The following is a 25,619-nucleotide window of genomic DNA, read 5'->3' on the forward strand; positions in this document are numbered from 1 at the left end:
CTTTATTATTCTTCACGCGGGTCAATATACTTTGCCGCGTTGTCAAAGCGGCCGTACTGACCGATATTCTTTTTATAAGCCTCTTCGGGGCTCACGCCGTGACGGATGTCCTCCATCATCTTGCCGAGCTTGACAAACTGATAACCGATTACCTCGTTGTTCTCATCCAGCGCGGTTTTCAAAACATAACCCTCCGCCATTTCCATGTAGCGGACGCCCTTCGCGCCGGTGCTGTACATGGTGCCGACCTGGGAGCGGAGCCCCTTGCCAAGGTCCTCCAGACCCGCGCCGATCGGAAGCCCGCCCTCGGAAAACGCCGTCTGGCTGCGGCCGTAGGCGAGCTGCTTGAAGATTTCCCTCATGGCGACGTTGATCGCGTCGCAGACAAGGTCCGTGTTCAGGCACTCGAGCATGGTTTTGCCCGGCAGGATTTCGGCGGCCATCGCCGCGGAGTGGGTCATGCCGGAGCAGCCGATGGTTTCCACCAGAGCCTCCTGTACAATACCTTCCTTCACATTCAGAGTCAGCTTGCAGGCGCCCTGCTGCGGAGCGCACCAGCCAATGCCGTGGCTCAAACCGGATATATCCTTGATTTCATATGCCTTGACCCATTTTCCTTCTTCAGGAATCGGTGCGGGGCCGTGTTTTGGTCCCTTTGTTACAGTACACATTTTTTCCACTTCTGGGGAATAATTCATATCGGTACTCCTTTCGGTTTCAGTGTTGGTTTTATTATTACCATACAACCAAACATACTGTTTTATTATAGTTTATTTTTCGCCTTTTATCAATAGAAACATGCCCGATAATTAATAATTTAACAAATAAAAAGCAGGGAATCCGGGGCTTGAAATCCTGCCATAAAATCCCATAAAAAAATAAAAGTCGGATTCTTGTATGAGCCGTCGAAAAATGCTGCGATAGAGACAAACCGGGGCGGCGGGTTACGGACCGGTTCGGCGCGGACGGCGGGCAGGGTACCGGCCGGGTCAATGTTCATGAATTCTTCTTTATTTTTATCGGACCGTATGCTATACTGATTTTATATGCAAAATCCATAAATTGATTTTTATGATATTTCAGAGGTGACTTTATGAGTAATATTCTGACTGCCTTTTTCGGCAATTACAGCAAACGCGAGCTGAAGCGCATTCAGCCAATCTGTGATGCCGTTCTGGCACTGGAGGACAAGTATAAAGGGATGTCCAACGAAGAGCTGATTGCCCAGACCCCCGCGCTGAAGGAGCGCCTGTCGAACGGGGAAACGCTCGACGGCATCCTGCCGGACGCTTTCGCGGTCTGCCGCGAGGCTTCGGACCGCGTTCTGGGGATGCGCCACTTCCCGGTACAGATCATCGGCGGGATCGTGCTCCACCAGGGCCGCATCAGCGAAATGAAGACCGGCGAAGGAAAAACCTTGGTCGCCACCCTTCCGGCCTACTTGAACGCCCTTTCCGGAAAGGGCGTTCATGTCGTAACCGTCAATGACTACCTTGCCCGCCGCGACTCCGAATGGATGGGCAAGATCTACCGCTTTCTGGGCCTGAGCGTCGGCCTGATCGTACACGATCTGGAAAACGACGAGCGCAAGAAGGCGTATAACGCCGACATCACCTACGGCACGAACAATGAGTACGGCTTCGACTACCTGCGCGACAACATGGTCATTTACAAGGAAAACAAAGTGCAGCGCGGCCACAACTTCGCCATCGTCGACGAAGTGGACTCCATCCTCATCGACGAGGCGCGCACCCCGCTGATCATTTCCGGCCAGGGCGACAAATCCACGGAGCTTTACAATGTGGCGGACCACTTCGCGCAGACCCTGAAAATGGTGAAGGTCGCGGAGCTGAACGACAAAGAGGACAACGACGAGCTGTACAAGGGCGCCGATTACATTGTGGATGAAAAAGCAAAGACCGCCACGCTGACGCAGTCCGGCGTGAAAAAGGGCGAAGCCTATTTCAAGCTTGACAACCTGACCGATGCCGACAACATTACGATCCAGCACCACATCAATCAGGCGATCAAGGCGCGCGGCGTCATGCAGAAGGATATCGACTACGTCGTCAAGGACGGCGAAGTCATCATCGTCGACGAGTTCACCGGCCGTCTGATGTACGGCCGCCGCTACAACGAGGGCCTGCATCAGGCGATCGAGGCCAAGGAGGGCGTAAAGGTCGCGCACGAAAGCAAGACGCTCGCCACGATCACCTTCCAGAATTTCTTCCGGCTATACGACAAGCTTTCCGGTATGACCGGAACCGCCATGACGGAAGAGGAAGAATTCCGTGAAATCTACAAGCTGGACGTCGTCGAGGTCCCGACCAACAAGCCGATGGTCCGCAAGGACTTCCCGGATGTTGTCTATAAGACGGAAAAAGCGAAGTTCAACGCGGTCATCGAGGATATCATCGAGCATCATGAGAACGGGCAGCCGGTTCTGGTCGGCACCATTTCCATTGAGAAGTCGGAAGAGCTCAGCGCGCTGCTGCGCCGCCGCGGCGTCAGGCACGAAGTGCTGAACGCGAAATACCACGACAAGGAAGCGGAAATCGTCGCGCAGGCCGGCCACAGGGGCGCCGTCACCATCGCCACCAACATGGCCGGACGCGGCACCGACATTGTGCTGGGCGGCAACAGCGAATATATGGCGAAGTCCGAAATGCGCCGCCTGCAGTTTTCGGAAGAGCTCATCAGCGAATCCACCGCCTACTCCGAGACAGCGGATGGGGAAGTTTTAAACGCCCGCAAAACCTTTGCGGAGCTGAATGAAAAATACAAGGCTCAGATCAAACAGGAAGCGGAAGAGGTCAAAACCGCCGGCGGCCTTTACATCATCGGCACGGAGCGCCACGAATCCCGCCGTATCGACAACCAGCTGCGCGGACGTTCCGGCCGTCAGGGCGACCCCGGTATGAGCCGTTTCTACATTTCGCTGGAAGACGATCTCATGCGTCTGTTCGGCGGAGAGCGCATCAATAACCTGATGGAACGCCTGAACGTGGACGAGAGCACCCCGATCGAAAACAAAATGCTCAGCAACACCATTGAGGGCGCCCAGCGCAAGATCGAAGGCCGCAACTTCGGCATCCGCAAAAACGTCCTCCAGTTCGACGACGTTATGAGCCGCCAGCGTGAAATCATCTACGGCCAGCGCGACCAGGTGCTGAACGGAGAAAATATCAAGGACCAGATCATCAAGATGATCGAGCAGGCCATCGAATCCCAGGTCCACCAGTACATGCCCGAGAACGCGCTGCACGACGACTGGAATTTCCAGGGCCTGCGCGACCACTACATGGGCTGGCTGCTCACCCCGGCGGATCTGGTGTACACCAAGGAAGAGATCGAAAAGCTGGAACCCGAATATGTCCGGAACGAGCTGTTCGAAAAGGCGAAAGCACTTTACGAAAAACGCGAGCGGCAGTTCGGCGAGGAAATCACCCGCGAGCTCGAGCGCGTCATCCTTCTGAAAAACGTCGATTCCGAGTGGATGGACCATATCGACGCCATGGAAGAGCTGCAGAAGGGCATCCGCCTGCGCGCTTACGGCCAGCACGACCCGGTGGTCGAGTACCGTCTGGAAGGCTTCGACATGTTCGACGCGATGATCGCGACCATCCGCGAAAACACCGCGCGCATGATGCTCACCGTCCAGCTCCGTTCCGCGGAAGAACCGAAGCGCGAGCAGGTCGCCACGCCGACCATGAGCAGCGGCGGCGACGGCAGCGACACGAACCGCACCATACGCAAAGGCAAGAAGCCGGGCCGCAACGACCCGTGCCCGTGCGGCAGCGGCAAAAAATATAAGAAATGCTGCGGTAGGGATGAATAATCCAGCCCCGCTCAAAATAGAAAACAGCATGGAGTCCGGCTGAGCTCCATGCTGTTTTCTATTTGGATGTCTTCATTCCACCGCGTCCGGAAGTGAGGGTTTTGATCAGGTCGAACACGTAATTGCTTCCCCGGCTGACGAGAATTCCCGTCAGGATGCTGCCGACAAGCGGGACCGAGGTTTTCAGCCCCACCATGGCCAGCATGTCGACCCCGTAGGCGACGGAAACGAATATGCCCAGCAGGATGGAAAAAACCATTTCCCATTTCAGGACCCCTTTGACAAAAAACTGGTTGATATAGGTAATGACCCCTTCCACGATGACCGCCAGAAAAAACAAACCGAAATACTCCATATGACCGCCCTCCTCATCTGACCGCCGCGGCGTGTCTCGCCGCGGCCCGGTTTCCCTTTGCCTGTTTCCATTCTATGCGGGAAATCCGCCGTTCAATACAGAGTCCGAAAGTTTTGACCTCCCGGTGAGGGACCGCGGTCGGGAAGCGGACCTGCCGGTCGGGAAGCGCCTACGGCGATGCTCTCAGACAGCATGTGTGATCGACTCCCTCCGTCGCGCCGGGTTAGGCAATAAGCAGGCCGACAAAAAGGGCCCACCGCCTGGCAGGCCCCTGATGATTTATTCGCCAAACATATCCTTGATCTTATCGATAAAATTCTTGCGTTTCTGATAGTTCTTTTCCTCGGCGACATTGTCGAATTCCTGTAAAATTTCCTTTTGCTTCTGGGTCAGGTTTTTCGGCACCTCGATCGTCATGCGCACGAACTGGTCGCCGCGCCCGTGCCCGCCGATCCGGGGGATGCCCTTGCCCTTCAGCTTAAATACGTCGCCGGGCTGCGTGCCCTCGCGCACATGGTAGCTGACGCGGCCGTCGATGGTCGGCACGACGACCTCCGCGCCGAGCGCCGCCTGGGTATAGGTAATCGGCACCTCGCACCAGATGTCGTTGCCGCGGCGCTCAAAAATGGGATGGGGCCGCACATTGACATACACGCGCAGGTCGCCGCCCGGGCCGCCGTTGGTTCCGGCGTTTCCCTGTCCGCTTACGCTGAGGATCTGCTCGTTGTCGATCCCGGCGGGGATGTTGACCTCGATCGTTTTCTGCCGGCGGACACGCCCGGTCCCGCCGCAGGTCCCGCAGGGACTGTCGATCACCTTTCCGGTTCCGCCGCAGCGGTCGCAGCTCCTACTGGTCTGTACCACGCCGAACGGCGTGCGCTGGCTGATGCGCACCTGTCCCGTCCCGCCGCAGTTCGGGCAGGTTTTCGCGGAGGTTCCTTTTTTCGCGCCGCTGCCGCCGCAGTCGCCGCAGGTGTCTATCTTCTGGTAGGATATATTTTTGCGGCAGCCCTTTGCCGCTTCCTCAAAGCTTATGTTCACCGTCGCTTCGGTGTCGCTGCCGCGCCGCGGCGCGTTCGGGTTGGCGGAATGGCCGCCGCCGAAACCGCCGCCGAAAAAGCTGTTGAATATGTCGCCCAGATCAATGTCGCCGGTAAAGGGGCTTCCGCCGCCCGCACCGCCGCCGAAGTTGGGGTCGACGCCCGCGTGGCCGAACTGGTCGTAGCGCGCTTTTTTATCCTTATCGGAAAGCACTTCGTATGCTTCGTTTACCTCTTTGAATTTTGCCTCGGCTGTCTTATCGCCCGGGTTCAGATCCGGGTGATACTTCTTCGCAAGCTTGCGGTAAGCTTTTTTGATCTCTTCGTCCGTGGCATTTTTCGGCACGCCCATAACTTCATAATAATCCCTTTTATCAGCCAAACCAAATCACTCCTAAAATAATGAAAAATGAATAAATGAAGGAGGAAGAGTCCCTTGGCGTTCCTTCAAAATGCATTTTACTGTCATCGCTGAAATTGCCGCTCAACCCATGATTGCCAGCTCCCCAAACGAAGAGCTGGCCACCACAGTCATTCATCTTTCATGAATCGCTATTCATTGTAAAAAGCAAGCCGAAGATTACTTTTTGTCGTCGTCGTTTACGTCCTTGTACTCCGCGTCGTAGACGTTGCCGCCGTTCGCCGCGTCCTGGGGCGGTACGGGCTGGCCGTCTGCCGGCTGCTGCGGCGCCGCGCTCTTATAGAGCTTTTCGCTCACCGCGTACATCGCCTTCTGCAGTTCTTCCGACTCTGTCTTCATATCGTCGACATTGCCCGCGGAGATGGCCTCTTTCAGGGAAGCGACCTTTGCGTTCAGGTCGGATTTGTCGGACTCGTCGATCTTGTCGCCGTTGTCCTTAAGAAGCTTTTCAACCGCGTAGCACATATTCTCCGCTTCGTTCTTCTGGTCGACTTCCTCACGGTGCTTCTTATCCTCCGCCGCGAATTTCTCGGCTTCCTGAACCGCCTTGTTGATGTCGTCCTTGCTCATGTTGGAGCTGGAGGAAATCGTGATCTTCTGCTCCTTGCCTGTGCCCATATCCTTGGCGGATACGTTGACGATGCCGTTGGCGTCGATATCAAAGGTGACCTCGATCTGGGGGATTCCGCGCGGCGCCGGGGCAATGCCGTCCAGCTTGAACAGGCCGAGCTGCTTGTTGTCGCGGGCGAATTCGCGCTCGCCCTGCAGGACGTTGACCTCAACCTGGGTCTGGCCGTCCGCCGCGGTGGAGAAGATCTGGCTCTTCTTGGTCGGGATGGTGGTGTTGCGCTCGATGACCTTGGTCATGACGCCGCCCATGGTCTCCACGCCGAGGGACAGCGGGGTAACGTCCAGAAGCAGCAGGCCTTCGACCTCGCCGCCCAGCACGCCGGCCTGAATCGCCGCGCCGATGGCGACGCACTCGTCCGGATTGATGCCCTTGAACGGGTCTTTTCCCGTAAAGCCCTTGACAGCGTCCTGCACGGCGGGGATCCTGGAGGAACCGCCGACCAGCAGAACCTTGTTGATCTGCTCGATCTTCAGCCCGGAATCGGAAAGCGCCTGACGGACCGGGCCCATGGTCTTTTCCACAAGGTCCGCGGTCAGCTCGTTGAACTTCGCCCTGGTCAGGGTCAGATCAAGGTGCTTCGGGCCGGAGGCGTCCGCCGTGATAAACGGCAGGTTGATCGAGCTGGAGGTCATGCCGGAAAGCTCGATCTTCGCTTTTTCGGCGGCTTCCTTCAGCCTCTGCATCGCCATCTTGTCGCCGGAAAGGTCAATGCCGGTTTCCGCCTTGAAGGAGGAGGTCATCCAGTCCATGACGCGCTTGTCGAAGTCGTCGCCGCCGAGGCGGTTGTTGCCCGCAGTGGCCAGAACTTCCTGTACGCCGTCGCCCATTTCGATAATGGAAACATCAAATGTACCGCCGCCAAGGTCGTAAACCATGATTTTCTGGTCCTCGCCCTTGTCGATGCCGTAGGAAAGCGCGGCAGCCGTCGGCTCGTTGATGATACGCTTTACATCCAGTCCGGCGATCTTACCGGCGTCCTTTGTCGCCTGGCGCTGTGCGTCGGTGAAATACGCCGGGACGGTGATCACCGCGGAGGTGACCTTTTCTCCCAGATAGGCTTCCGCGTCGCCCTTCAGCTTCTGAAGGATCATTGCGGAAATTTCCTGAGGAGTAAAGCTTTTCCCGTCGATATTGACCTTATAGTTGGAACCCATTTCTCTTTTTATGGAAGACACGGTGCGGTCCGGATTGGTAATCGCCTGACGTTTCGCAACCTGACCGACCATACGCTCGCCCGTTTTGGAAAAAGCAACAACGGAAGGGGTGGTTCTGGCGCCTTCCGCGTTCGCAATGACGACCGGCTCGCCGCCCTCGATCACCGCAACGCAGGAATTGGTAGTGCCTAAGTCTATGCCTATTGTCTTTGACATACTGTTTACCTCCAAAAAATAAGTTTTGAAATTGAAAAATCAATCTATGAAAAATTTTGAAAATTACCTGAAATCAGCCAAATCAGTTCGCGACCTGCACCATCGCGTGGCGCACGATCTTATCCCCGATTTTGTAGCCCTTCTGGAACACCTGCACAATGGTGTTTTCCCCGGCGTTTTCGTCCTCCACGTGGGAAACCGCGTTGTGAAGATCCGGATCAAAGGCTTCCCCGGCTTCTCCCATCTCGGTCACGCCGAGCTTTGCGAGCGCCCCTTTCAGCTGCGTGCCGACCATTTCAACCCCCTTGCGAAGGTCCTCCACGGTGCAGTCCCGCTGCTTCAGCGCCCGTTCAAGGTTATCCGCCACGGGTAAAAACTCCGTGACCGCAGCGGCGGTCGCGTCGGCGTATACCGCTGTTTTTTCGCGTTCCGTGCGTTTGCGGTAGTTGTCGTATTCCGCGGCTGTGCGGAGCAAAAGCTCTTTTTGCTTTTTCAGCTCCTCCTGCGCCTGCTCCAGCTGAGCCTGCGCACCGTCCTTCGGCTTTTCCTGTCCGGCCGGATTTTCCGCCGCCGCAGTTTCCCCGGCGCGGGCCTTCTCCGCCTTAGAGGTTTCCTCCGGCTTGCCCGCAGAGGTTTTTTCGGGCGTTCCGGAAGCTTTCGTCTGCTTTTTATCCACTTGTTCTTTTTGGTTTTTTTCCAAAACAGTGACCCCTTTCTATTCCATATCCAATAGCTCTGTCAGCATTCTTCCGACGGAGCCGGAGAGATATTCAATATTGGAAATGATCTTCCCGTAGTTCATGCGCGTAGGGCCGATAATGGCGATCGCGCCCGCGTCCCTGCCGCCGACCGAGTACCGGGAGACCACCACGCTGGACTCGCTCAGCTCGGGCCGCTTGCTTTCCTGACCGATCAGCACCTTCATGCTGTTGGTCTGCTGCATCAGAAGGCGGGAAAGCTCCTGCGGCCGGGAGAGGAAATCCATAATGCGGCGGATACCCGCCTGCCCCAGCTCGCTGCAGAACAAAAGGTTCATTTCCCCGTCCAGACAGACCTCCGTCTGCATGGTGTCCTGCGCCACGTCCAGCACCGCCATCAGCGCGTCGCTCATCAGCATCGTCATGTTTCCCAGGGACGCGGCAAGGGACTGAATGTACGCCGGCGTAACGGTGGAAACCGGCAGCCCGACCAGCTTTTCGTTCAGCACCCTGAAAAACACGCGCAGGATCTCGGGGGTAATATCGAAATCGCAGTGGAAAACGCGGCTTTTCATGGTGCCCGCGGAGGTCATCAGAATGGCCATCGCGGTCCTGCGGCTGGTCTGCACAAACTGAATGGCGCGGATGTCCGCCGAGCTTCCGCTCGGCGTGGTGGAAACGGCCGCGAACCGGGTCATTCCCGCCAGCGCCCGCGCAACACCGTCCAGCAGCTTTTCGGGGTCGTACGCGCTCGGCAGCAGCAGGCTGTCGATATAGCGCTGCTCTTCCCTGGAAACCGGATGCTTTTTCATCAGCGTGTCGATATAGACGCGGTAACCCTTATGGGAAGGAATTCTTCCCGCGGAGGTGTGCGGCTGCTCCAGCAGCCCCATTTCCGCAAGGTCGCTCATTTCATTGCGCACCGTCGCGGAGGACACGGTGAAATCAAGGGTGTCGCAAAGCGCCTTGGAACCCACCGGTTCGCCGGTCGCGACATATAAATCAACGACAGCCGCCAGAATTTTCTGTTTCCGTTCGCTTAACTCCAACCCTTTCACCTCGCCTTTTTATATTTTAGCACTCTAATAGTTCGAGTGCTAAATCTAATTAATAATTTACCATTACTTTACCCCATTGTCAATATAGTATTTGTAAACTCTTTGTGAAATCGTAAATTTTATAAAAAAGGCCGCGTTTTCGCAGCCTTTAAGGGTATCCGCAATCTCCGCGGTTTTCCGCTATCCGCTTTCCCCGCTGTACAAAATCTCCGCCGTCAGCAGGTTGGAAACCAGAAATCCCCGCGGCGTAAAGCGGAACCCGCCGTCCCCGCAGACGGTCAGCCCGCCCTTTTCATAAAGCTTCGCCGCTTTCCGCATCCGCGCGGGAAGCCCCGTGCCGAACCGCGCGCGGCAGCCTTCGTCCGTCAGCCCCTCCGTCAGGCGCAGGGCAAGCATGGCGTATTCCTCAAACCCGCCGCCCTCCCCGTCCGGCACGGGTTCTCCGCCTTCGAGAAAACCCGAAAGGCTTCTTGGATAATAGAACCGTTTCCCTTCCATAAACGAATGCGCCGCCGGGCCGATTCCCAGATATTCTTCACAGCGCCAGTATTTCAGGTTGTGGCGGCTCTCAAAGCCCGGCTTCGCGAAATTGGAGACTTCGTACTGGTGAAACCCGCGCTTTTCCAGCTCTTCGCAGGCGAACAGATAGAGGTCGCCCGCCTCGTCGTCGTCCGGAACGCACAGCGTTTCCTTCTTTTTTCCGTAAACCGTATCCGGCTCGATTTTCAACAGATAGGCGGAAAGATGTTGAATCCCCGCGTCCGCGCAGAAATCGATCGAGCGCAGAAGGCTTTCCCTTGTCTGTTTCTGGATGGCAAGCATCAGGTCGAGGGAGAGATTGTCAAAACCCGCGTCTTGTGCGTAAGCGACCGTTTTTTTCGCCTGTGCGGCGGTGTGCCGCCGGCCCAGAAGCGAAAGCTCGTCCTCGTTTGCGGACTGCAGGCCGATCGACAGGCGGTTTGCCCCCGCCGCGCGGATTTCCCGCAAAAAGCCGCGCAGGTCCTCGGCGGGATTGACCTCCACGGTAATTTCCGCGCCGTCCAGCCCGAAGCATTCCTTTGCGCGCGCAAGGATCGCGGACAGTCGCTTTGCGCCGAGCAGGTTCGGGGTGCCGCCGCCGAAGTACAGCGTGTCGGCCCTCCGCCCGTACCGCCCCGCGTACGACCCGAGCGCCGAGAGCACCTGCCGGGTGTACCGGTCCATTTTCTCCCCGTCGGCGGGCAGGGAATAAAAATCGCAGTACGGGCATTTGCCGTCGCAGAACGGCACATGGAGATAAAGGCCGAAAGGCTTTTCGTTATTCATCCAGCTTCAGCACACTCATAAACGCCTCCTGCGGCACCTCCACCGTGCCAAGCTGGCGCATGCGCTTCTTGCCTTCCTTCTGTTTTTCCAGCAGCTTCTTTTTGCGCGTGATATCTCCGCCGTAGCACTTGGCCAGAACATCCTTGCGCATGGCCTTGACCGTTTCGCGCGCGATGATCCTGCCGCCTACGCAGGCCTGGATCGGCACCTCAAAAAGCTGACGCGGGATTTTCTCCGACAGCTTCTCCGCCATCTTGCGCGCGCGCGGGTAAGCCTTGTCGGCGTGGATAATAAAGGAAAGCGCGTCCACCACGTCGCCGTTGAGCATGATGTCCAGCTTGACGAGGCTGCTCTTTTTGTATCCGCTCAGCTCATAGTCGAACGAGGCGTAGCCGCGGGTACGGGATTTCAGCGCGTCGAAAAAGTCGTAGATGATCTCGTTCAGCGGCAGCTCGTAATGGATGTCCACACGGTCGGTGTCGATGTATTTCATATCCTTAAAGACGCCGCGCCTGTCCTGGCAAAGCTCCATAATATTGCCGACATATTCGCTCGGCGTATAGATGTGGGCGTTGGTGATCGGCTCCTCCGCCTGCGAAATCAGCGACGGGTCGGGGTAATTGGTCGGGTTGTCGATAGAAATCACTTCGCCGTTGGTTTTCGTGATCCGGTAAACCACGCTGGGGGCGGTGGTAATAATGTCGAGGTTGTATTCGCGTTCCAGCCGTTCCTGAATGATCTCCATATGCAATAGGCCCAGAAAGCCGCAGCGGAAGCCGAAGCCGAGCGCAACGGACGTTTCCGGCTCAAACGACAGCGCCGCGTCGTTCAGCTGCAGCTTGTCCAGCGCGTCGCGCAGGTCGGGATAGCGCGCGCCGTCCGCGGGGTAAATCCCGCAGAAAACCATCGGCTGCACCGAGCGGTAACCCGGCAGCGGCGTTTTGGCGGGGTTGTCCGCCAGCGTAACGGTGTCGCCCACGCGGGCGTCCTTCACCGCCTTGATGGAAGCGGCGATATAGCCGACCTCCCCGGCGCTGAGCCCCGCGCTCGGCTCCAGGCAGGTCGCGCGGCCGTAGCCGCACTCCACCACGGTGAACTCCGCGCCCGTCGCCATCAGCCGGATGGTGTCTCCCGGACGCACCTGCCCGTCCTTCAGCCGTACGTGGATGATCACGCCCTTGTACGCGTCGTAGTAGGAATCAAAAATCAGCGCCTTGAGCGGCGCGTTTTCGTCGCCCTGCGGGGGCGGAACGTGTTTGACGATCTGCTCCATCACCTGGTCGATGTTCGTTCCCAGTTTTGCCGAAATACACGGCGCCTCGTCCGCGGGAATCCCGATGACGTCCTCGATTTCCGCGCGCACCTTTTCCGGCTGTGCGCTGGGCAGGTCAATCTTATTGATGACCGGAACGATTTCCAGCCCGGCGTCCACCGCCAGATAGGTGTTCGCCAGCGTCTGCGCCTCGATCCCCTGGGAAGCGTCCACCACCAGCACCGCGCCTTCACAGGCGGCGAGCGAACGCGAAACCTCGTAGTTAAAGTCCACATGGCCCGGGGTATCGATCAAATTGAAAACATAGTCCTGCCCGTCCTGCGCGCTGTAAACGAGCGTAACGGCGTGCGCCTTGATGGTGATGCCCCGTTCGCGCTCCAGATCCATGCTGTCCAGCAGCTGATTTTCCATATCGCGCAGCGCGACGGATTTCGTCTGCTCCAAAATGCGGTCGGCCAGCGTGCTTTTCCCGTGGTCAATGTGCGCAATAATGCTGAAATTCCGTATTCTCCCGCGTGGTATCGACAAATTTATCACCTAATCCTCAAAGATAATATGGCTTTGGCAGCAGTTCCGGCTGTTCAATGCCTCGTGTTCCCCCGTCAAAAACGGGAGCAATACAGAGCTGCTCCGCAGTCAGACTGAAAATGCCGGAAAGATAATGAATAATATATTATAACACAGATCGCGAATCCTGAACAGTAGGCCGTGCGGCAGGGTGAAATTTTTATAAAACGCGCGAAACAAAGCCCGGTGAAATCCGGGCTGTAAGACACGCATAAAAACAGCGGCGTACCGGGAAATTTTTTCTCCGGCGCGCCGCCATGATCAATATTTCAGATTTCTGTAATACTTGTCGTTCAGCAGGCGTTTCTTGTGTGAGCGGTTCGGACGGCGGTAGCGTTTGCGGCCTCCGCCTCTCGGCGGACGGCGGTTGCTGAACACGACGATCAGCACCACGACGATGCCCAGCGCGATACACACCCACGACAGGATCCCGATCCAGTTCATTTTCTTGTTGGCCGCGGTGTCCACGATCACGGAGCTGAGCGGATTGTTTTCCTCTATGCTGTCCACGCTGGGAAGAACAATCTCGCTGGATTCCTCTCCGCTGCTGAAAATCCCGTCGGAAACGTCGCCGGACTCTTCGGAGAAAGCTTCCGAGGACACCGGCTTTCTGCTCGTGGCCGGCCTTCTGGAGCTGACGGCTGCTTTGCTGGAAACGGTGCTCGCGGCGGGCCGCGAGGAAGCCTGGGAGGACTGCTGGTTCAGGATCTGTTCCACCTGTTCGGGCGTTATCTCAGTTGCCAAGGCGGTAACGGAATACAATGAAAACATAAAGATCAATATGAATACGGAAAACCATATTTTCTTATGTTGATTCATGATACGTTTCCTCCACAGCATTCTCTCTCAATGATAATACGAAATTATTATACCATACTTTCGCCACATTGCAAGTTTCCTGCCATGTTTTGCCGGTAATCTGGTAAAGAAGGGTTTTGTCGTCGCCAAAGCCGATTCTGCGGGAATTGGCGTCGACCTCCGCCATGCCGAAAAGCAGCGCAAGGACGCAAAGCGTGCTGAAAAACGATGCGAAGAAAGTTCTTTTCCTTTTTCTGTTCATTTTTTTAACATCTTTTCCTTTCCGCTTAGGTCAGGCCGTTCAGAACGTTGACCAGCGCTTTTCCAAACAGCTCCCCGGAGTACGCCGCCTCGTCAAGGGTGTTGACCTCGGTGCCGAACTCGATCAGCAGGGAGCCTTTCGTCAGATTTTCATTGTACTTCCTCGCGCAGAAATTCAGGGGCCGCGCCAGACCGGGGTATAGGTCCGCCAGCGACTTCTGCAGCCGCACGGCCAGCCTGAAATTGTATTCCCAGTTGGGGAACCCGAGCGTGCCGTCGTCGTCGCAGCCGGAGATGATCATCACCTGCGCAGCCTTCCTGCCGTTGACCGTCGCAGTCGGCTTGATCCTTGTTCCGTCGGAGGTGCCCATCGCGTCGCGGTGGATGTCGAGCGTCACCTGGATGCCCGGATATTTCTTCAGGTTGTTCTGCATCGTCACCTTGGAGCGGTCATACGAGCCGTTGTAGCTCGGGTAGTCGTGCAGGGTGGTGTCGTGTACCACGTTGATTCCCGCGGCCTTCAGCTGCTCGGCGATCCGATCGCCCACGGCGACCACGCTTTTCGCTTTGTCCTGGCTGCGCGTATCGCCCAGAAACGCCTCCGTCGTGTGGGTGTGGTAGATCAGGACCTGCGGCGTCGAGTTCTTGACGATTTTCACCGCCGGCTGTTTCTGAAGCTCCGAAGCGATATCGACCGTATGATTTTTATTCGTATTTTTTACCCATATATTATTGTATTGGGAACCGGAATTGGCAATGCTCATTTCCTTCACGCCCTTCGGCAGCGCAACGGACGACTGCGCGCCCGACGCCGCGTCCGAAGCGGCCTGTGAGCTTGCCCCCGTACCGGAGCTGCTTTGTGACGAAACCGGGGCGGAGCTTACGCCCGAAGAAACCGGCGCCCCGCTGCTCCCGTGCTCATTATCCTCTTCATCCTCTTCCAGATATTCCTCTTTCATTGCTTCGGCGGCGCCCGCGGGCATGATAAAGCCCGCCGCGGCGAACGCCGCGTCCTTTGCCTGCGGCACGGGCAAACGTCCCAGAACGCACGCGACCGCCGCAAACACCAGTGCAACCGAGCAGATTCCCATTCCCTTTTGCATCCAGTTTTTCATATCCTGCCCCCATTGAATGATATTCATTCTTATGCGGGCGGGACAAATTTCATGATGCTTCAGGTCAATTCTTCAAAATCCTGGATGCTGAGGGAGGGGTTCAGCGCCACGTTGATCCCCATGCTCAGCAGTCTCGCGCCTCTGGAAATAATCAGGTCGATTTCGCGCGGGGTCACCATCATCTGGGCGCCGCGCGGCGCGATTTTCTCCTCCGACCCGTCCGTTTCGCCGTCCAGCAGGTCCGCCGCCAGAGTGGCCGCGTCCACCACGGTCGGAATCCCCATGCTGACCACCGGTACGCCGAGCGTGCTTTCGTCGATGCGCGGCCTTGCGTTTCCCACGCCGGCCCCGGGAGAAATCCCCGCGGAGCAAAGCTGCACCGTGCAGCCCAGCCGGGCGGGGCTGCGCGCCGCAAGCGCGTCGACAGCAACCACGGCGTCCGGGTTCAGCTCCTTGACCAGCGCCTGTAAAAGCTCCACGGCTTCGATCCCCGTGCAGCCCAGCACCCCGGGGCTCACCACGGAAACGGGGCGCAGCCTGTCCAGGCCCGTCACCCTTGCCAGCTCGCCCTTGATATGCCTTGTCGCCAGAATTTTTTCGGCGACGAGCGGCCCCAGCGCGTCCGGTGTAATGGCGCGGTTCCCAAGCCCCGCCACCAAAACGCTTCCCTTCTCCGGCAGCAGCGCGGTCAGCTCCTGCGCGGTCAGGGTCAGAAGGCTGTTGTCGCTGTCGATATGGTCGGAGATCGCCTGGACCTCCAGCGTGACATAGGCGTTGCCCTCCTCGTCTATCCGCGTGACCGTGCAGTCCTTTTCTTTCCGTGTAACGTGCCTGCTGGGTTCCGTATTTTCCAGCGCCAGATCGGTACGGAATACCATAAAAAATCAGCCCTTTCCTATTTTTTTTAAAACACTTGCATTTTTTATCCATCGATGGTATTATTATTGATACGTGACAATGTCAAAGGAGGTGGAATCATGCCCAACATCAAATCAGCCAAAAAACGCGTAAAGGTTATTGCTACAAAAACACTCGTCAACAAGTCCTTTCATTCCGGACTGAAAACTGATATAAAGAAAGCAAACCTTGCCGTAGAATCCAATGATGCCAACAAAGCGGATGCCGTTAAGGTTGCGATTAAGAAGATTGACCAGGCTGCGGCAAAAGGAATCCTGCACCAGAACACAGCCGCAAGAAAGAAATCAGCTCTTGCACGCAAGCTGAACGCGGCAAATGCATAACCCTGAATACGCGGTTTAAAAGCAAAAGCAGAGCCTTGCGCCCTGCTTTTTTATTATCCTCCGGCGCGAGGGGGCGAATTTCCATAAACTTGCCGCTTCGATTGACTTTTCAAAGAGAATTGGTTATTATATAAAAAGATTGAATCATTGAAAATGGAGGTGCTCGTTTTGAAAAAATGTAATACATTATCCATATTGATTACCGTTATTTCCGCTATGACGGCCGTCGCGGCGGCTGTTGTTGCCGTCGTCCTCTTCTTTGAGAAAAAGAAAAAGGATGAAGAGGAGCTTGAGCACTACCTGGATTGTTCCATACAGTAAGGGACTTCCTCCGGTGCCGTAACAGGATACGGGCAGGTTTTGATACCTGCCCGTTTTTTTATGCCTTTTGCCTTACCATATATTTTTTAAAATACGTACGGTAATACAGCTTCCAGAGCTCCCACAGAAGCATGCCGATGATCTGGCCGTTGATAATCCGGAAGACCCTGTACAGGATCTTCAGAACGAGAAAGCCTTTGCTAGCTCTTATCTCCCGACTTTGAAAACAGGGCGGCAACGTATCCGAAGAACACAGCCGCCGCGATACCCGCGGCGCTCGCCGCGACGCCGCCGGAAAACGCGCCCAGCAAACCCTGTTCCCTGACCGCTTCAAGCGTCCCTTTCGCCATCAGATACCCAAAACCGGTCAGCGGCACCGTAGCGCCGGCCCCCGCAAAGTCCACAAGCGGCCCGTACAGCCCCAGCCCCGTCAGCGCCACACCCAGTGTGACAAACAAAACAAGGATTCTGGCCGGCGTCAGCTTCGTAAAATCGATCAGCACCTGGCCGATCGCGCAAATGGCGCCGCCGATCAGAAAAGCCCATAAATAATCCATGTTTTTCACCTCGGCTTTATTGTCGCCGGATGACCGCTTCAATATACATTCCAAAGAATTAAATCAGCAAAAAACACCGCCGGAAGCTCTCCGGCGGTGTTTTTCGGCGTTCTAACGGACCGCGGGCATATCGCCCGGCTCGTGGGAACCGCCGTTAAAATAAATATCGTACCAGACGAGGAAGACGAAAACCGTCCAGATCTTGCGGTTGTTGTCCCGCTTCCCGCTGTAGTGGTCGTCAAGGAATTTCATCAGCTCGCCGGTGTTGAAGAACTGCTTCGCGGTTTCGCCCGTAAAGGCGTCCTTTACAAGGTTATAGTATTTTTCCTCCCTGAGCCACACGCGCGTCGGCACCGGGAACCCCAGCTTTTTCTTCTGCGCGGTCGCGTCCGGCAGATGCTTCATCGCGGCAAGGCGCATCGCGTACTTGGTGTTTTCCTTATTCACCCGCAGCTTTCTCGGAATGCGGGAAGCGACCCCGAACACCTCTTTGTCGAGAAACGGCACGCGCAGCTCCAGCGAATTCGCCATGCTCATGCGGTCCGCCTTCAGAAGGATGTCGCCGACCAGCCAGACGTTGATGTCCAGATACTGCATCTTGGTCACGTCGTCCTTGTCCTTTACGCGGTCGTAATACGGCTTTGTCAGCTCCTGCGGACGGGTAACCGGAATATCGCTTTTCAGCAGGCGGCGTTTTTCGTCCATGGTAAACATGCTGCAGTTGCCGATGAAGTTCTCCTCGATCGGCAGCGCGCCGCGCATCAGGAAGCTTTTGCCCCGGAAGGAAAACGGAAGCGCCTTCGCGATCGCCGCCAGCGCCCTGCGCAGGCCGAGCGGCAGTTTTTTGTAGCCTTCAAAATCATCCGGCTCGTGATAAATATTGTATCCGCCGAACAGCTCGTCCGCGCCCTCGCCGGAAAGCACCACCTTCACGTACTCGCTCGCCATTTTGGAAACAAAATAGAGGGCGATACAGGACGCGTCGGCCAGAGGCTGGTCCATATGGTACTGCACCTTGCGGATATTTCCCCAGTATTCGTCGGCGGAAATGACCTTATAGTGGTGTTCCACGCCGATCTTTTCGGACAGGCTCTTCGCCCAGTCGATTTCGTTGTATTTTTCCCCGTAGTCGAACCCGACCGTAAAGGTCTTCTGCCCGGCGAAGTAGGTGGAAACATAGCTGGAATCCACGCCGCTGGACAGGAAGCACCCGACCTCCACGTCGCTGATCTTATGCGCGGCGACCGAGTCCTCAAAGACCTTTTCGATTTCCCCGACGGCCTGTTCCCGGGTCATGCCGGGGTCCTCGCTGAATTTCGGCTCCCAGTAGCGGTGGGTTTCGACCTTGCCGTCCTTGTACCAGAGGTAGTGCGCCGGCATCAGGCAGTAGACATTCTCGAAGAAGGTTTCCGGCGGAACGGCGTACTCGAACGAGATATAATTGTTCAGCGCGTTTTTATTGAATTTCTTTTCAAAGCCGGGAAATTCCAGAATGCTCTTGATTTCGGAGCCGTAAACAAAATGGCCGCCGGCCTGCGTGTAGTGCATCGGCTTGATTCCGAAATAGTCGCGGGCAATAAACACGCTCTTGTCGACGGTGTCGTAGATAGCAAACGCGAACATCCCGCGCAGCTTGGTCAGAAGGTCTTCGTGCCATTCCTCAAAGCCGTGGACCAGCACCTCGGAATCGGTCTGGGTATAAAAACGGTGCCCCTTTTCCAGCAGGATGTTTCTGAGCTCCCGGTAGTTATAGATTTCCCCGTTAAACGTAAGCGCCAGGGTTTTGTTCTCGTTGTAGATCGGCTGGTCGCCCGAGGAAGCGACGTCGATGATGCTCAGGCGCCGGAAGCCCATGGAGATATCGGAATCGGTAAAAAACCCGCTGGAGTCCGGGCCCCTGTGGGTGATTTGATCCGTCATGTTTTTAATCACTGCGTCGCGGTCGATTACTTCACCGGTAAATCCGCACAATCCGCACATCTGTCTTAGTCCTCCCCGCCGCGGTACACCCGCAGAATATTTTCAGCGGCGGCGGAATCCACCGCCACGAAATCGTCGTCCCGTGAAACCGCGCCCACGCTTTCCACAATTTCCAGCGATTTGCGGTAAACGTCCATACGCGTTCCCTGCTGAACCGGCTCGTCCTCTCCCTGCAGGAAAAAGGAAAACACGATCCGGTTCTCTTTTTCATCCGCGCGGCAAAAGTATCCGGCGGAAGTCTTTCTGTCGTGTTTTTTGCCAGCCACGTCGGTGAGCGCCAGCTTGACCAGCTCCACCGCAAAATCGTTGAGCCCGGCCTCAAAAATAAGCACTTTTTCCTTCAGCCCCGCCAGCGAGGTCACCGCCCGCTTGGCCATTCCGTTAAACTGCGGAAAAGCTTCGCCCACACTGACCGGTTCCGGCCGGCAGCAGCCGCTGTTCGGCACAACATATACCATAAACTGATTTTCTTTATCGTGATAAAGGCAAGGATAAACAAGCTGCGCTTCATAGCCGCATTCCGGACATTTCCAGTCAAACAGCGTTTCGTCCAAAATGCGCTGCCGCAGCTCCGGATTTTCCCCGGCGTTGATTTCGGGGCTCATCGCTGTTTTTACCACGGCGCCGCAGTGAGGGCAGCTTACGTCCCTGTTTCCAACCGATGGCATTTTTATTTCCTCCTTAGCCTTTGCATGTTTGTTCATTATATCACAACGAATTTAAAAAAGGAATAGAATTAAATAATCCTGTTATTTTTCAAACTTTTGAGTTATAATAATAACAAGTAAAGCCCATCATGAACACCGCTATTGCGGCAGGAGGTACGCTATGAATTTTTTTGAAACCGTAACCGGCAGGGTAACAAAAGCAGTCGACTATGTCGTTGAAAAAAACCGCAAAGCCGCGCTGATAAATCGCATCAGGATCGTGATCAAAAACGAAAGGGAAAACGAAGCGCGCGCCTACGTCGCATTGGGAAAATATTATTTTCAGAATCTGCGCGACGCGCAGAACGAGGAAACCGAGCCCCTGTGCAAAGCGGTGGAAGCCGCCGACAGGCGCATCAAAAAGGCGTTTGACAAGCTCGACGAGCTCACCGCCGACGAGGAGTACGAGGACGACGCCTGTACCGACTGTACGGACGACTGCGATTACTGCCCGTGCGGCTGCTCCGGCGAGCCCGGCGCGGAAAGCGCGGACGTCCCCGCGCCGGAACCGGAGGACGAGATCGCGCCCGCCGATTTTCCGCTCCATTTCCCCATTGTCGACAAGGCAAACGACAGGGATGACGCGTCCGAAGAAGCGGCCGAGGAAGCGGCGGACGACGAGGACGAGGTCCAGCCCACGCTGGACTGAGCGGGAAATATGAAGAAAAAAGTAATGCTCGGCATGAGCGGCGGCGTGGACAGCTCCGTTGCCGCGCTCCTGCTTCTCAGGGACGGGTACGACGTTACCGGCGTCACCCTACGGCTGCGGCCGGACGAATACATGTGCCAGAGTCAGGCGGGCGGCTGCTGCTCGCTGGACGATATCGACGACGCGCGCAGGGTTGCCTACAAGCTCGGGATCGACCATCTGGTCCTCAATTTCACGGACGTTTTCGAAAGGAACGTCATCGACTATTTCGCGGCGCAGTACGCGGCGGGGCTGACGCCCAACCCGTGTATCGCCTGCAACCGCCACGTCAAGTTCGACGCCATGCTCCGCCGCGCGAAGGAGCTGGATTTTGACTATATCGCCACCGGACACTACGCCGTGATCGAACAGAACGCGGCCGGGCGCTGGCTTTTGAAAAAGGCGCCCGCCAGCAAGGACCAGAGCTACGTGCTGTACTCCTTTACACAGGAGCAGCTCAGCCGCACCCTGATGCCGCTGGGGAAATACACGAAGCCCGAGGCGCGCGCCATGGCGGAGGAAGCCGGGCTGCCCGTCGCGCACAAGCCGGACAGTCAGGAAATCTGCTTTGTGGAAAACAACGATTACGCCGGATTCATTGAGCGCTACACCGGGAAAACCGCTCCGCAGGGCGACTTCGTGGACCAGAGCGGAAACGTGGTCGGCCGCCACCGCGGCATCACCCGCTACACCGTCGGTCAGCGCAAGGGGCTGGGTGTTTCCTTCGGAAAGCCCATGTATGTGACCGGGATCGACACGGTACATAACCGGATTACACTGGGGGAAGAGGGCAGCCAGTACGCGTCCTCCCTGATTGCGGCGGACCTCAATTTCATCCCGTTCGACACCTTGGAAAAGGAAGCGGATATCACCGCCAAGGTGCGGTATCAGGCGAAGCCCGCAAAGGCGAAGCTGGTTCCGCTCGGGGACGGAAGAGTCCGCGTGGATTTTGAAGAAGCGCAGCGCGCGGTCACTCCGGGACAGGCCGTCGTCTTTTACGACGGGGACCTCGTGGTCGGCGGCGGCACGATTCAGCCGGAATAATCGTAAGGGCGGAGCCAAAAATGGCTCCGCCCTTTCAGCGTTTATTTTCCAGAAGATACAAAAGGAAGAGTCCTACACAAAAGATCCCGAAGACGACAAAAATCCCTTTCAGGCGCGTCCGCGTCGGACGATTTCCGTAGCTGTAGGAGCATAGCAAGGCAAAGACAATGACCGAACATACCCAGTTCTGCCATTCGCCGCGCGTGAATCCCGCAGAATAAAGCACCGCCGCAAAAGCGCCCCACAGAACAATCTGAATCGACCGAACGCGGCTGCCGTCTTTGTTCATTTTACCGCCTCCCTTTTTGCCTGAAAGCCGGTCACTGCTTGAAACCGTACCCGCAGTGCGGACATTTCGGGTAATCCATATCGCATTTCTTCCCGCAGTTCGGGCAGGTGATCTGCATGATTTCCGGCGCGTCGTCCCGACGGTCTTCGCTGATTTTCAGCTGATCCTCCAGCGCATCGACCCTGTTCATCAGGTCGCCGACGGCAATCAGCAGCAGGCCGAGAAGTCCCGCGGTAAAAACGCTGAGGAAAACCCGGAAGTCCTTGTCGGAGGACGCGAGCTCCGCAAGGAAAAGACCGGTCCCTGCAATCAGGAACACCAATCCCGCCCCTTTAAAAAATCTGGCCATCTTACACCACCCTGTAATTCTTATCGGTAATTATATCACAGATATCCTGCCGATACAAACGGATTTGGCAAGTCGGGCCACTGAAAAACATACGCCGTAGGCGCGTGCCGACCGCATGGTCCGCATCCCGGCAGGCAGGTCCGCGCCGAAGGGAGTACTTCTCCCTCAATTTAACCGCGAGAAGGAATACCCCACCACCCGGCGCAGCCGTTCCCGCGCTTTTTTCAGATGCTTCGACACGGTCGGCGGCGTAACGCCGAGGATCTCCGCGACCTCCTGTACGCTTTTCTGCTCGAAATACCGCAGCCGCAGACAGTCGCGCTGCCGTTCGGTCAGCTCTCCCTCCATCGCGCGGCGCAGCGTCCCGCGTATCCTGAGATGCTCTCCCCCGTCGCCGCCCTCTTCCCGACCGACATTCAGCCGGTCCCCGAACAGGTCCAGGCTCAGATTGCTTTTTCTTCTCATCTTTCCGCCCCGATTCTCACCAGATACCTGCCTGTGTGCAGGCAGTCCAGATACATGTCGTTCAGCAGGGCGATCCTGCGGTACAGCCCGGCGGCCTCCTCGTTGCCCGCCTGCCGCGCCTGCCTGCGAAGCGGCGCCAGCCGTTCCTTAATCCTCTCTGCCTCATTCAAATATTCCGCGCCCCATTCGTTATAGTCCATATTGCTCCTTTCCTTCCCCGAAGCGGACCGCAAGCATCCGGATTCGTGTCCTATAATTCCATACTATCCAAAGAGGAGCGATTTTTCAAGATATTTTAGAACAAATGTTCTATTTAAACCCCTGGCAGGGACAAACTTGGTACAGCGAATCGGGCTTGTTTCCGTTTTACAGGGATGTTAAAATAAAAGAAAACCTGAGCGGAAAATTTTCCTGCCTCCGGAACAGCTTGCCGGGGCGGGAACAGGATCCAAAGCGGAAAGCGGGAATCAAAATGGAAAGCTTCGCCCCCTTATTGATCATTGCGGGATGTTATATCCTTGTCTATACATTTGGCAAGATCAACAAAAAGAGATACAATGCTCCAGGAAAATTCCGGGATTCCCGGAAGCCACATCGCGGGGAAAGAAAGTAAGCGAAACGGCCCCGGTTTGATTGAAAAAGAATAAAAAGCCTGACAGAACCGGCGCCGCGTCGGATTTGTCAGGCTTTTGCTTTTCCGGCGGCGGGGCTTGCCAGGGCGGAGCGCGAAGATCGGAAAAGAAAAAATGGAAATTTTTTATAAAAACGGATAAGATTTCTTGACCTTCCGCACAGAGGGAAATTTTTCTGCTACGCTGAAGCTGTACCGGAATAGGATAGAAAGTCCGGCGGAAACGAGGTGATACCATATGCTGCAAATAGCCCGGGTGGATATCCTGGACGGTCAGACCTTGGATATCGAGCTCAGTAACGGCCATCTGATCCTGTTCGACACCCAGTGCCTGCCAAAAGCGGACCACCGCTATGACAGCCTGCGGAATCTGGAATTGCTGCCCCGCCCGAGCACCGACGGCCAGAATATCTTCTGGCGGGACGGTACCCGGATCGCCCTGACGGAAATACTGAACTGGCTGCCGATGCAAACCATCAAAGAATAAACCGGGATCCAAGGAGGAAATCACCATGAAAAAAATTACGAAAAAGGCGCTGGCGGTGCTTTGTGCCGCTGTTTTGACCTTTTCGCCGGCGGGCTGCGGCGAAAAATCGGCGACCGGCGCGGAGAGCGGCGAAGCGGCGTCCTCCGGCGTCGGCACGGACGATCAGACGGGCGGAGTGTCCGCGCTCAACGGAACCTGGTGGTACCGCGCGGAGCCCAAAGAAGCGGCCGTTTCCCTGAATATTTTCAGTTTTGACGGAAATGCCGCCGTCTTTTACGACCCAAACGGCAACGAAATCATACGCGGCGAAACCAAAGACAACGGCGACGGCACCTTTGTCATTCAAGCGCTGGACCTGTTTGGCGACCTGGAATGCCGGATCGGCCAGAAGGACGGCGGCCGGACGATCACCATCGTGGAGGACGGGTCGGTATTTCTTCCCGGCGATCCGATCGACAGCGCGGCGGCAGCCGAAAATTACACCGGAAAATGGTATAAAAGCGGCGATTTAAACGACGAGTACGTTTCCATTAACACGGATGGCTCCTACGCCATTTACGCCCGGGTGGGCGACGAGGACGTAGCCAAAGAGGAAGGCGGCTGGCAGCTCAGGGACGCGGAAAGCAGCGACGCCCACGGACGCTCCAAATTCCAAGTCATCCGTTTGGATACTTCCTTCCGCCCGCGTTCCTTTACGATTGCCGAAGATAAAACCGCGCTTTGGATCAACGATATGACCTATTATGACTATTATCTTAAAGAAAGCCTGATCGGCGGCCCGGAGGGCGAACGCGCCCGCCAGACGGTCAGCCTGTACTGCGCCGACCTCTGGCGTCCGGCAGCGCGGGAAACAGGCGCCGTTTACCTGAAGTTCTATGACGACGGCTCCCTCCTGCTTCAGACACAGCAGGCGGACGGCTCTCTTTCCGAAACGGGCGTCGGCTCCTGGGAGCGGACGAAAGACGCTTTCGCGCTGACCCTTCCCGACGGCTCAAAGCAGGCCTTCACGGTGGGCAAAGAGGCGCTGACGCTGGAAGACGGCAGGGAATTCAGCCGCGGCGTCTGATTTTGAGCCGTATTCGAAAACAGTTCCTTCCCGCCGCGCGGGCAGGGCGGGAACACAAAATCGATAGGAGGATCTGTCATGAAAAAACAGAAAAGAAGAGTTTTTACGCTCTTTTGCGCGCTGGCTCTCGCGCTGACCGCCTGCGGCGGCGCGGCACCGGGAAGCTCCGGTCAGCCGGAAAGCAGCCCGTCGTCGGCGCCGCAGTTATCCGGGGTTTCCGTCTCCCTCTACGCCGACTTTTCGGCGGGGAACCCCGACGGCGAAGCGGGAGGGCGGGTGAAGCGCAAAACCGTCGAAATGGACGCGGCGCCGTCCGTCGAAGCTTTGGCGGACGCGTTAAGCGAGTGGAGCGGGCTGGATTTCTCGTTGGCGAGCGCCCGTACCGACGCCAACGGCGCTTATGCGGATTGGTCCGCGGCCAGTACGCTGGTCAGGGGGCTGGACGACCGCGAGCAGAAGGAGGACTTTCATTTTTTTGACTCGGTAAGCCTCAACTGGTTCATGATGGACAGTTTGGCCCGCACCGTCAAAGCGAATCTGCCGGTAAAGACGGTCTATTATTCGATGGACGGCGGCAAGGAGCTGAGGTTTACGAATCCCGAGGATATGGCGGCTCAGGGGCTTCCCGCCCTGCCGGCGGATCAGCCCTACGAGGGCAGCGCCTTCTTTGTCACGCACAGCGGCGGCAGTTCGGGCGGCGACGACGAGCCCCCGTATTGGGACGGCCTGGATTTCGGGCCGAACCTTGAATATTCCGAGGAATATAAGCTGCAGGGCGATCCCGGCGACTACCTGAACGCGGCCGAAGCAGGAAAACGGGTGTTTGAAACCCTGCGGGACGGCGGCCATATCCCGAATTACAGCAAGGACAAAGACTACAAGATGGTCCTGGTCAATCTGGATACGGTTGAGAACCAGGAATGCTATCTTTACCGTCTGGACGGTTCTTTGCTCAGCTGCGCCTATGCCTATCAAAGCGGCGGCGTTTATTATCAGGACGGCGGGAAATGGGTTCTGTCGAAATAGGCCGCGCGCGGCGCAAAACCGCGGGATGGAAGGAGCGG

Annotated in this window: 27 protein-coding genes; 8 read left to right on the forward strand and 19 right to left on the reverse strand. The window is 56.6% G+C overall.

The genetic code is table 11. The features are described from left to right. Nucleotides 1-5 precede the first annotated feature (5 nt). Nucleotides 6-698, reverse strand: a complete 693-nt coding sequence (locus ACQGQ5_RS07655) for an iron-sulfur cluster assembly scaffold protein (protein ID WP_455735938.1) — start codon at nucleotides 696-698, stop codon at nucleotides 6-8. Nucleotides 699-1,093: 395 nt separating this feature from the next. Here ACQGQ5_RS07655 and secA point away from each other — a divergent pair, with 395 nt between their 5' ends. Next, the gene (gene secA, locus ACQGQ5_RS07660) at nucleotides 1,094-3,838 is read left to right on the forward strand and encodes a preprotein translocase subunit SecA (RefSeq protein ID WP_455735939.1); all 2,745 of its coding nucleotides are present in this window, start codon (nucleotides 1,094-1,096) and stop codon (nucleotides 3,836-3,838) included. A gap of 58 nt (nucleotides 3,839-3,896) precedes the next feature. Here the strand turns inward: secA and ACQGQ5_RS07665 are convergent, their stop codons facing one another. The 11 genes from ACQGQ5_RS07665 to gpr form a co-directional block, all read right to left on the reverse strand. Next, nucleotides 3,897-4,193 (reverse strand): hypothetical protein, encoded by a 297-nt coding sequence (locus ACQGQ5_RS07665; RefSeq protein ID WP_455735940.1) that lies wholly within the window; start codon nucleotides 4,191-4,193, stop codon nucleotides 3,897-3,899. Between the two features lie 279 nt (nucleotides 4,194-4,472). After that, nucleotides 4,473-5,615, reverse strand: a complete 1,143-nt coding sequence (gene dnaJ, locus ACQGQ5_RS07670; RefSeq protein ID WP_455735941.1) for a molecular chaperone DnaJ — start codon at nucleotides 5,613-5,615, stop codon at nucleotides 4,473-4,475. A gap of 198 nt (nucleotides 5,616-5,813) precedes the next feature. Then, a complete protein-coding gene (dnaK, locus tag ACQGQ5_RS07675) occupies nucleotides 5,814-7,655 on the reverse strand; it encodes a molecular chaperone DnaK (protein WP_455735942.1) in 1,842 nt (613 codons plus the stop codon). Nucleotides 7,656-7,737: 82 nt separating this feature from the next. Continuing rightward, nucleotides 7,738-8,355: a nucleotide exchange factor GrpE gene (gene grpE / locus ACQGQ5_RS07680; RefSeq protein WP_444658857.1), complete on the reverse strand. Its 618-nt coding sequence runs from the start codon at nucleotides 8,353-8,355 to the stop codon at nucleotides 7,738-7,740. A gap of 15 nt (nucleotides 8,356-8,370) precedes the next feature. Beyond that, nucleotides 8,371-9,402: a heat-inducible transcriptional repressor HrcA gene (gene hrcA / locus ACQGQ5_RS07685; RefSeq protein WP_444658858.1), complete on the reverse strand. Its 1,032-nt coding sequence runs from the start codon at nucleotides 9,400-9,402 to the stop codon at nucleotides 8,371-8,373. A 189-nt stretch (nucleotides 9,403-9,591) separates the two neighbouring features. Next, nucleotides 9,592-10,716 carry a radical SAM family heme chaperone HemW gene (gene hemW / locus ACQGQ5_RS07690; protein ID WP_455735943.1) on the reverse strand — a complete coding sequence of 375 codons (1,125 nt, stop codon included), beginning with the start codon at nucleotides 10,714-10,716 and terminating at the stop codon, nucleotides 9,592-9,594. After that, a complete protein-coding gene (lepA, locus tag ACQGQ5_RS07695) occupies nucleotides 10,709-12,517 on the reverse strand; it encodes a translation elongation factor 4 (protein ID WP_455735944.1) in 1,809 nt (602 codons plus the stop codon). Before lepA ends, hemW begins: the two co-directional genes overlap by 8 nt. Before the next feature lie 300 nt (nucleotides 12,518-12,817). Next, nucleotides 12,818-13,375, reverse strand: coding sequence for a hypothetical protein (locus ACQGQ5_RS07700; RefSeq protein WP_455735945.1), 558 nt, complete (start codon nucleotides 13,373-13,375; stop codon nucleotides 12,818-12,820). Further along, nucleotides 13,362-13,616 carry a hypothetical protein gene (locus ACQGQ5_RS07705; protein WP_455735946.1) on the reverse strand — a complete coding sequence of 85 codons (255 nt, stop codon included), beginning with the start codon at nucleotides 13,614-13,616 and terminating at the stop codon, nucleotides 13,362-13,364. Before ACQGQ5_RS07705 ends, ACQGQ5_RS07700 begins: the two co-directional genes overlap by 14 nt. Nucleotides 13,617-13,641: 25 nt before the next feature. Next, a complete protein-coding gene (spoIIP, locus tag ACQGQ5_RS07710) occupies nucleotides 13,642-14,730 on the reverse strand; it encodes a stage II sporulation protein P (RefSeq protein WP_455735947.1) in 1,089 nt (362 codons plus the stop codon). Nucleotides 14,731-14,789: 59 nt separating this feature from the next. Next, on the reverse strand, nucleotides 14,790-15,608 hold the full coding sequence (gpr, locus tag ACQGQ5_RS07715; protein WP_455735948.1) for a GPR endopeptidase: 819 nt from the start codon (nucleotides 15,606-15,608) through the stop codon (nucleotides 14,790-14,792). Between the two features lie 99 nt (nucleotides 15,609-15,707). Here gpr and rpsT point away from each other — a divergent pair, with 99 nt between their 5' ends. Beyond that, nucleotides 15,708-15,971, forward strand: coding sequence for a 30S ribosomal protein S20 (gene rpsT, locus ACQGQ5_RS07720; protein ID WP_455735949.1), 264 nt, complete (start codon nucleotides 15,708-15,710; stop codon nucleotides 15,969-15,971). Between the two features lie 168 nt (nucleotides 15,972-16,139). Then, nucleotides 16,140-16,292, forward strand: a complete 153-nt coding sequence (locus ACQGQ5_RS07725) for a hypothetical protein (RefSeq protein WP_170949943.1) — start codon at nucleotides 16,140-16,142, stop codon at nucleotides 16,290-16,292. A 200-nt stretch (nucleotides 16,293-16,492) separates the two neighbouring features. Here ACQGQ5_RS07725 and spoVAE read toward each other — a convergent pair whose 3' ends face one another. From spoVAE to ACQGQ5_RS07740, 3 genes are all read right to left on the reverse strand, one after another. Further along, the gene (spoVAE, locus tag ACQGQ5_RS07730; RefSeq protein WP_455735950.1) at nucleotides 16,493-16,849 is read right to left on the reverse strand and encodes a stage V sporulation protein AE; all 357 of its coding nucleotides are present in this window, start codon (nucleotides 16,847-16,849) and stop codon (nucleotides 16,493-16,495) included. Between the two features lie 111 nt (nucleotides 16,850-16,960). Then, nucleotides 16,961-18,829 carry an asparagine synthase (glutamine-hydrolyzing) gene (asnB, locus tag ACQGQ5_RS07735; RefSeq protein WP_455735951.1) on the reverse strand — a complete coding sequence of 623 codons (1,869 nt, stop codon included), beginning with the start codon at nucleotides 18,827-18,829 and terminating at the stop codon, nucleotides 16,961-16,963. Nucleotides 18,830-18,834: 5 nt separating this feature from the next. Continuing rightward, nucleotides 18,835-19,497: a CpXC domain-containing protein gene (locus tag ACQGQ5_RS07740; protein WP_455735952.1), complete on the reverse strand. Its 663-nt coding sequence runs from the start codon at nucleotides 19,495-19,497 to the stop codon at nucleotides 18,835-18,837. 160 nt (nucleotides 19,498-19,657) lie between these two features. Between ACQGQ5_RS07740 and ACQGQ5_RS07745 the strand changes: the two genes are divergently transcribed. Then, nucleotides 19,658-20,185: a hypothetical protein gene (locus ACQGQ5_RS07745; protein ID WP_455735953.1), complete on the forward strand. Its 528-nt coding sequence runs from the start codon at nucleotides 19,658-19,660 to the stop codon at nucleotides 20,183-20,185. Nucleotides 20,186-20,194: 9 nt separating this feature from the next. After that, nucleotides 20,195-21,268, forward strand: a complete 1,074-nt coding sequence (mnmA, locus tag ACQGQ5_RS07750; RefSeq protein WP_455735954.1) for a tRNA 2-thiouridine(34) synthase MnmA — start codon at nucleotides 20,195-20,197, stop codon at nucleotides 21,266-21,268. Nucleotides 21,269-21,302: 34 nt separating this feature from the next. Here mnmA and ACQGQ5_RS07755 read toward each other — a convergent pair whose 3' ends face one another. The 4 genes from ACQGQ5_RS07755 to ACQGQ5_RS07770 form a co-directional block, all read right to left on the reverse strand. Continuing rightward, the gene (locus tag ACQGQ5_RS07755; RefSeq protein ID WP_455735955.1) at nucleotides 21,303-21,557 is read right to left on the reverse strand and encodes a hypothetical protein; all 255 of its coding nucleotides are present in this window, start codon (nucleotides 21,555-21,557) and stop codon (nucleotides 21,303-21,305) included. A gap of 31 nt (nucleotides 21,558-21,588) precedes the next feature. Continuing rightward, complete coding sequence (locus ACQGQ5_RS07760; RefSeq protein WP_455735956.1) at nucleotides 21,589-21,906, reverse strand: hypothetical protein; 318 nt, start codon at nucleotides 21,904-21,906, stop codon at nucleotides 21,589-21,591. A gap of 165 nt (nucleotides 21,907-22,071) precedes the next feature. Next, entirely contained in the window at nucleotides 22,072-22,371 is a 300-nt protein-coding gene (locus ACQGQ5_RS07765) for a sigma-70 family RNA polymerase sigma factor (protein ID WP_455735957.1), read from the reverse strand. Continuing rightward, nucleotides 22,368-22,571, reverse strand: a complete 204-nt coding sequence (locus ACQGQ5_RS07770; protein ID WP_455735958.1) for a hypothetical protein — start codon at nucleotides 22,569-22,571, stop codon at nucleotides 22,368-22,370. Before ACQGQ5_RS07770 ends, ACQGQ5_RS07765 begins: the two co-directional genes overlap by 4 nt. A 669-nt stretch (nucleotides 22,572-23,240) precedes the next feature. Here ACQGQ5_RS07770 and ACQGQ5_RS07775 point away from each other — a divergent pair. The 3 genes from ACQGQ5_RS07775 (at nucleotide 23,241) to ACQGQ5_RS07785 (ending at nucleotide 25,581) form a co-directional block, all read left to right on the forward strand. Further along, nucleotides 23,241-23,489, forward strand: coding sequence for a hypothetical protein (locus ACQGQ5_RS07775; protein WP_455735959.1), 249 nt, complete (start codon nucleotides 23,241-23,243; stop codon nucleotides 23,487-23,489). Nucleotides 23,490-23,514: 25 nt separating this feature from the next. Then, nucleotides 23,515-24,555: a hypothetical protein gene (locus tag ACQGQ5_RS07780; RefSeq protein ID WP_455735960.1), complete on the forward strand. Its 1,041-nt coding sequence runs from the start codon at nucleotides 23,515-23,517 to the stop codon at nucleotides 24,553-24,555. A 78-nt stretch (nucleotides 24,556-24,633) separates the two neighbouring features. Then, nucleotides 24,634-25,581, forward strand: coding sequence for a hypothetical protein (locus tag ACQGQ5_RS07785; protein WP_455735961.1), 948 nt, complete (start codon nucleotides 24,634-24,636; stop codon nucleotides 25,579-25,581). Nucleotides 25,582-25,619: the final 38 nt, after the last annotated feature.

Source organism: Caproiciproducens sp., assembly GCF_053840905.1.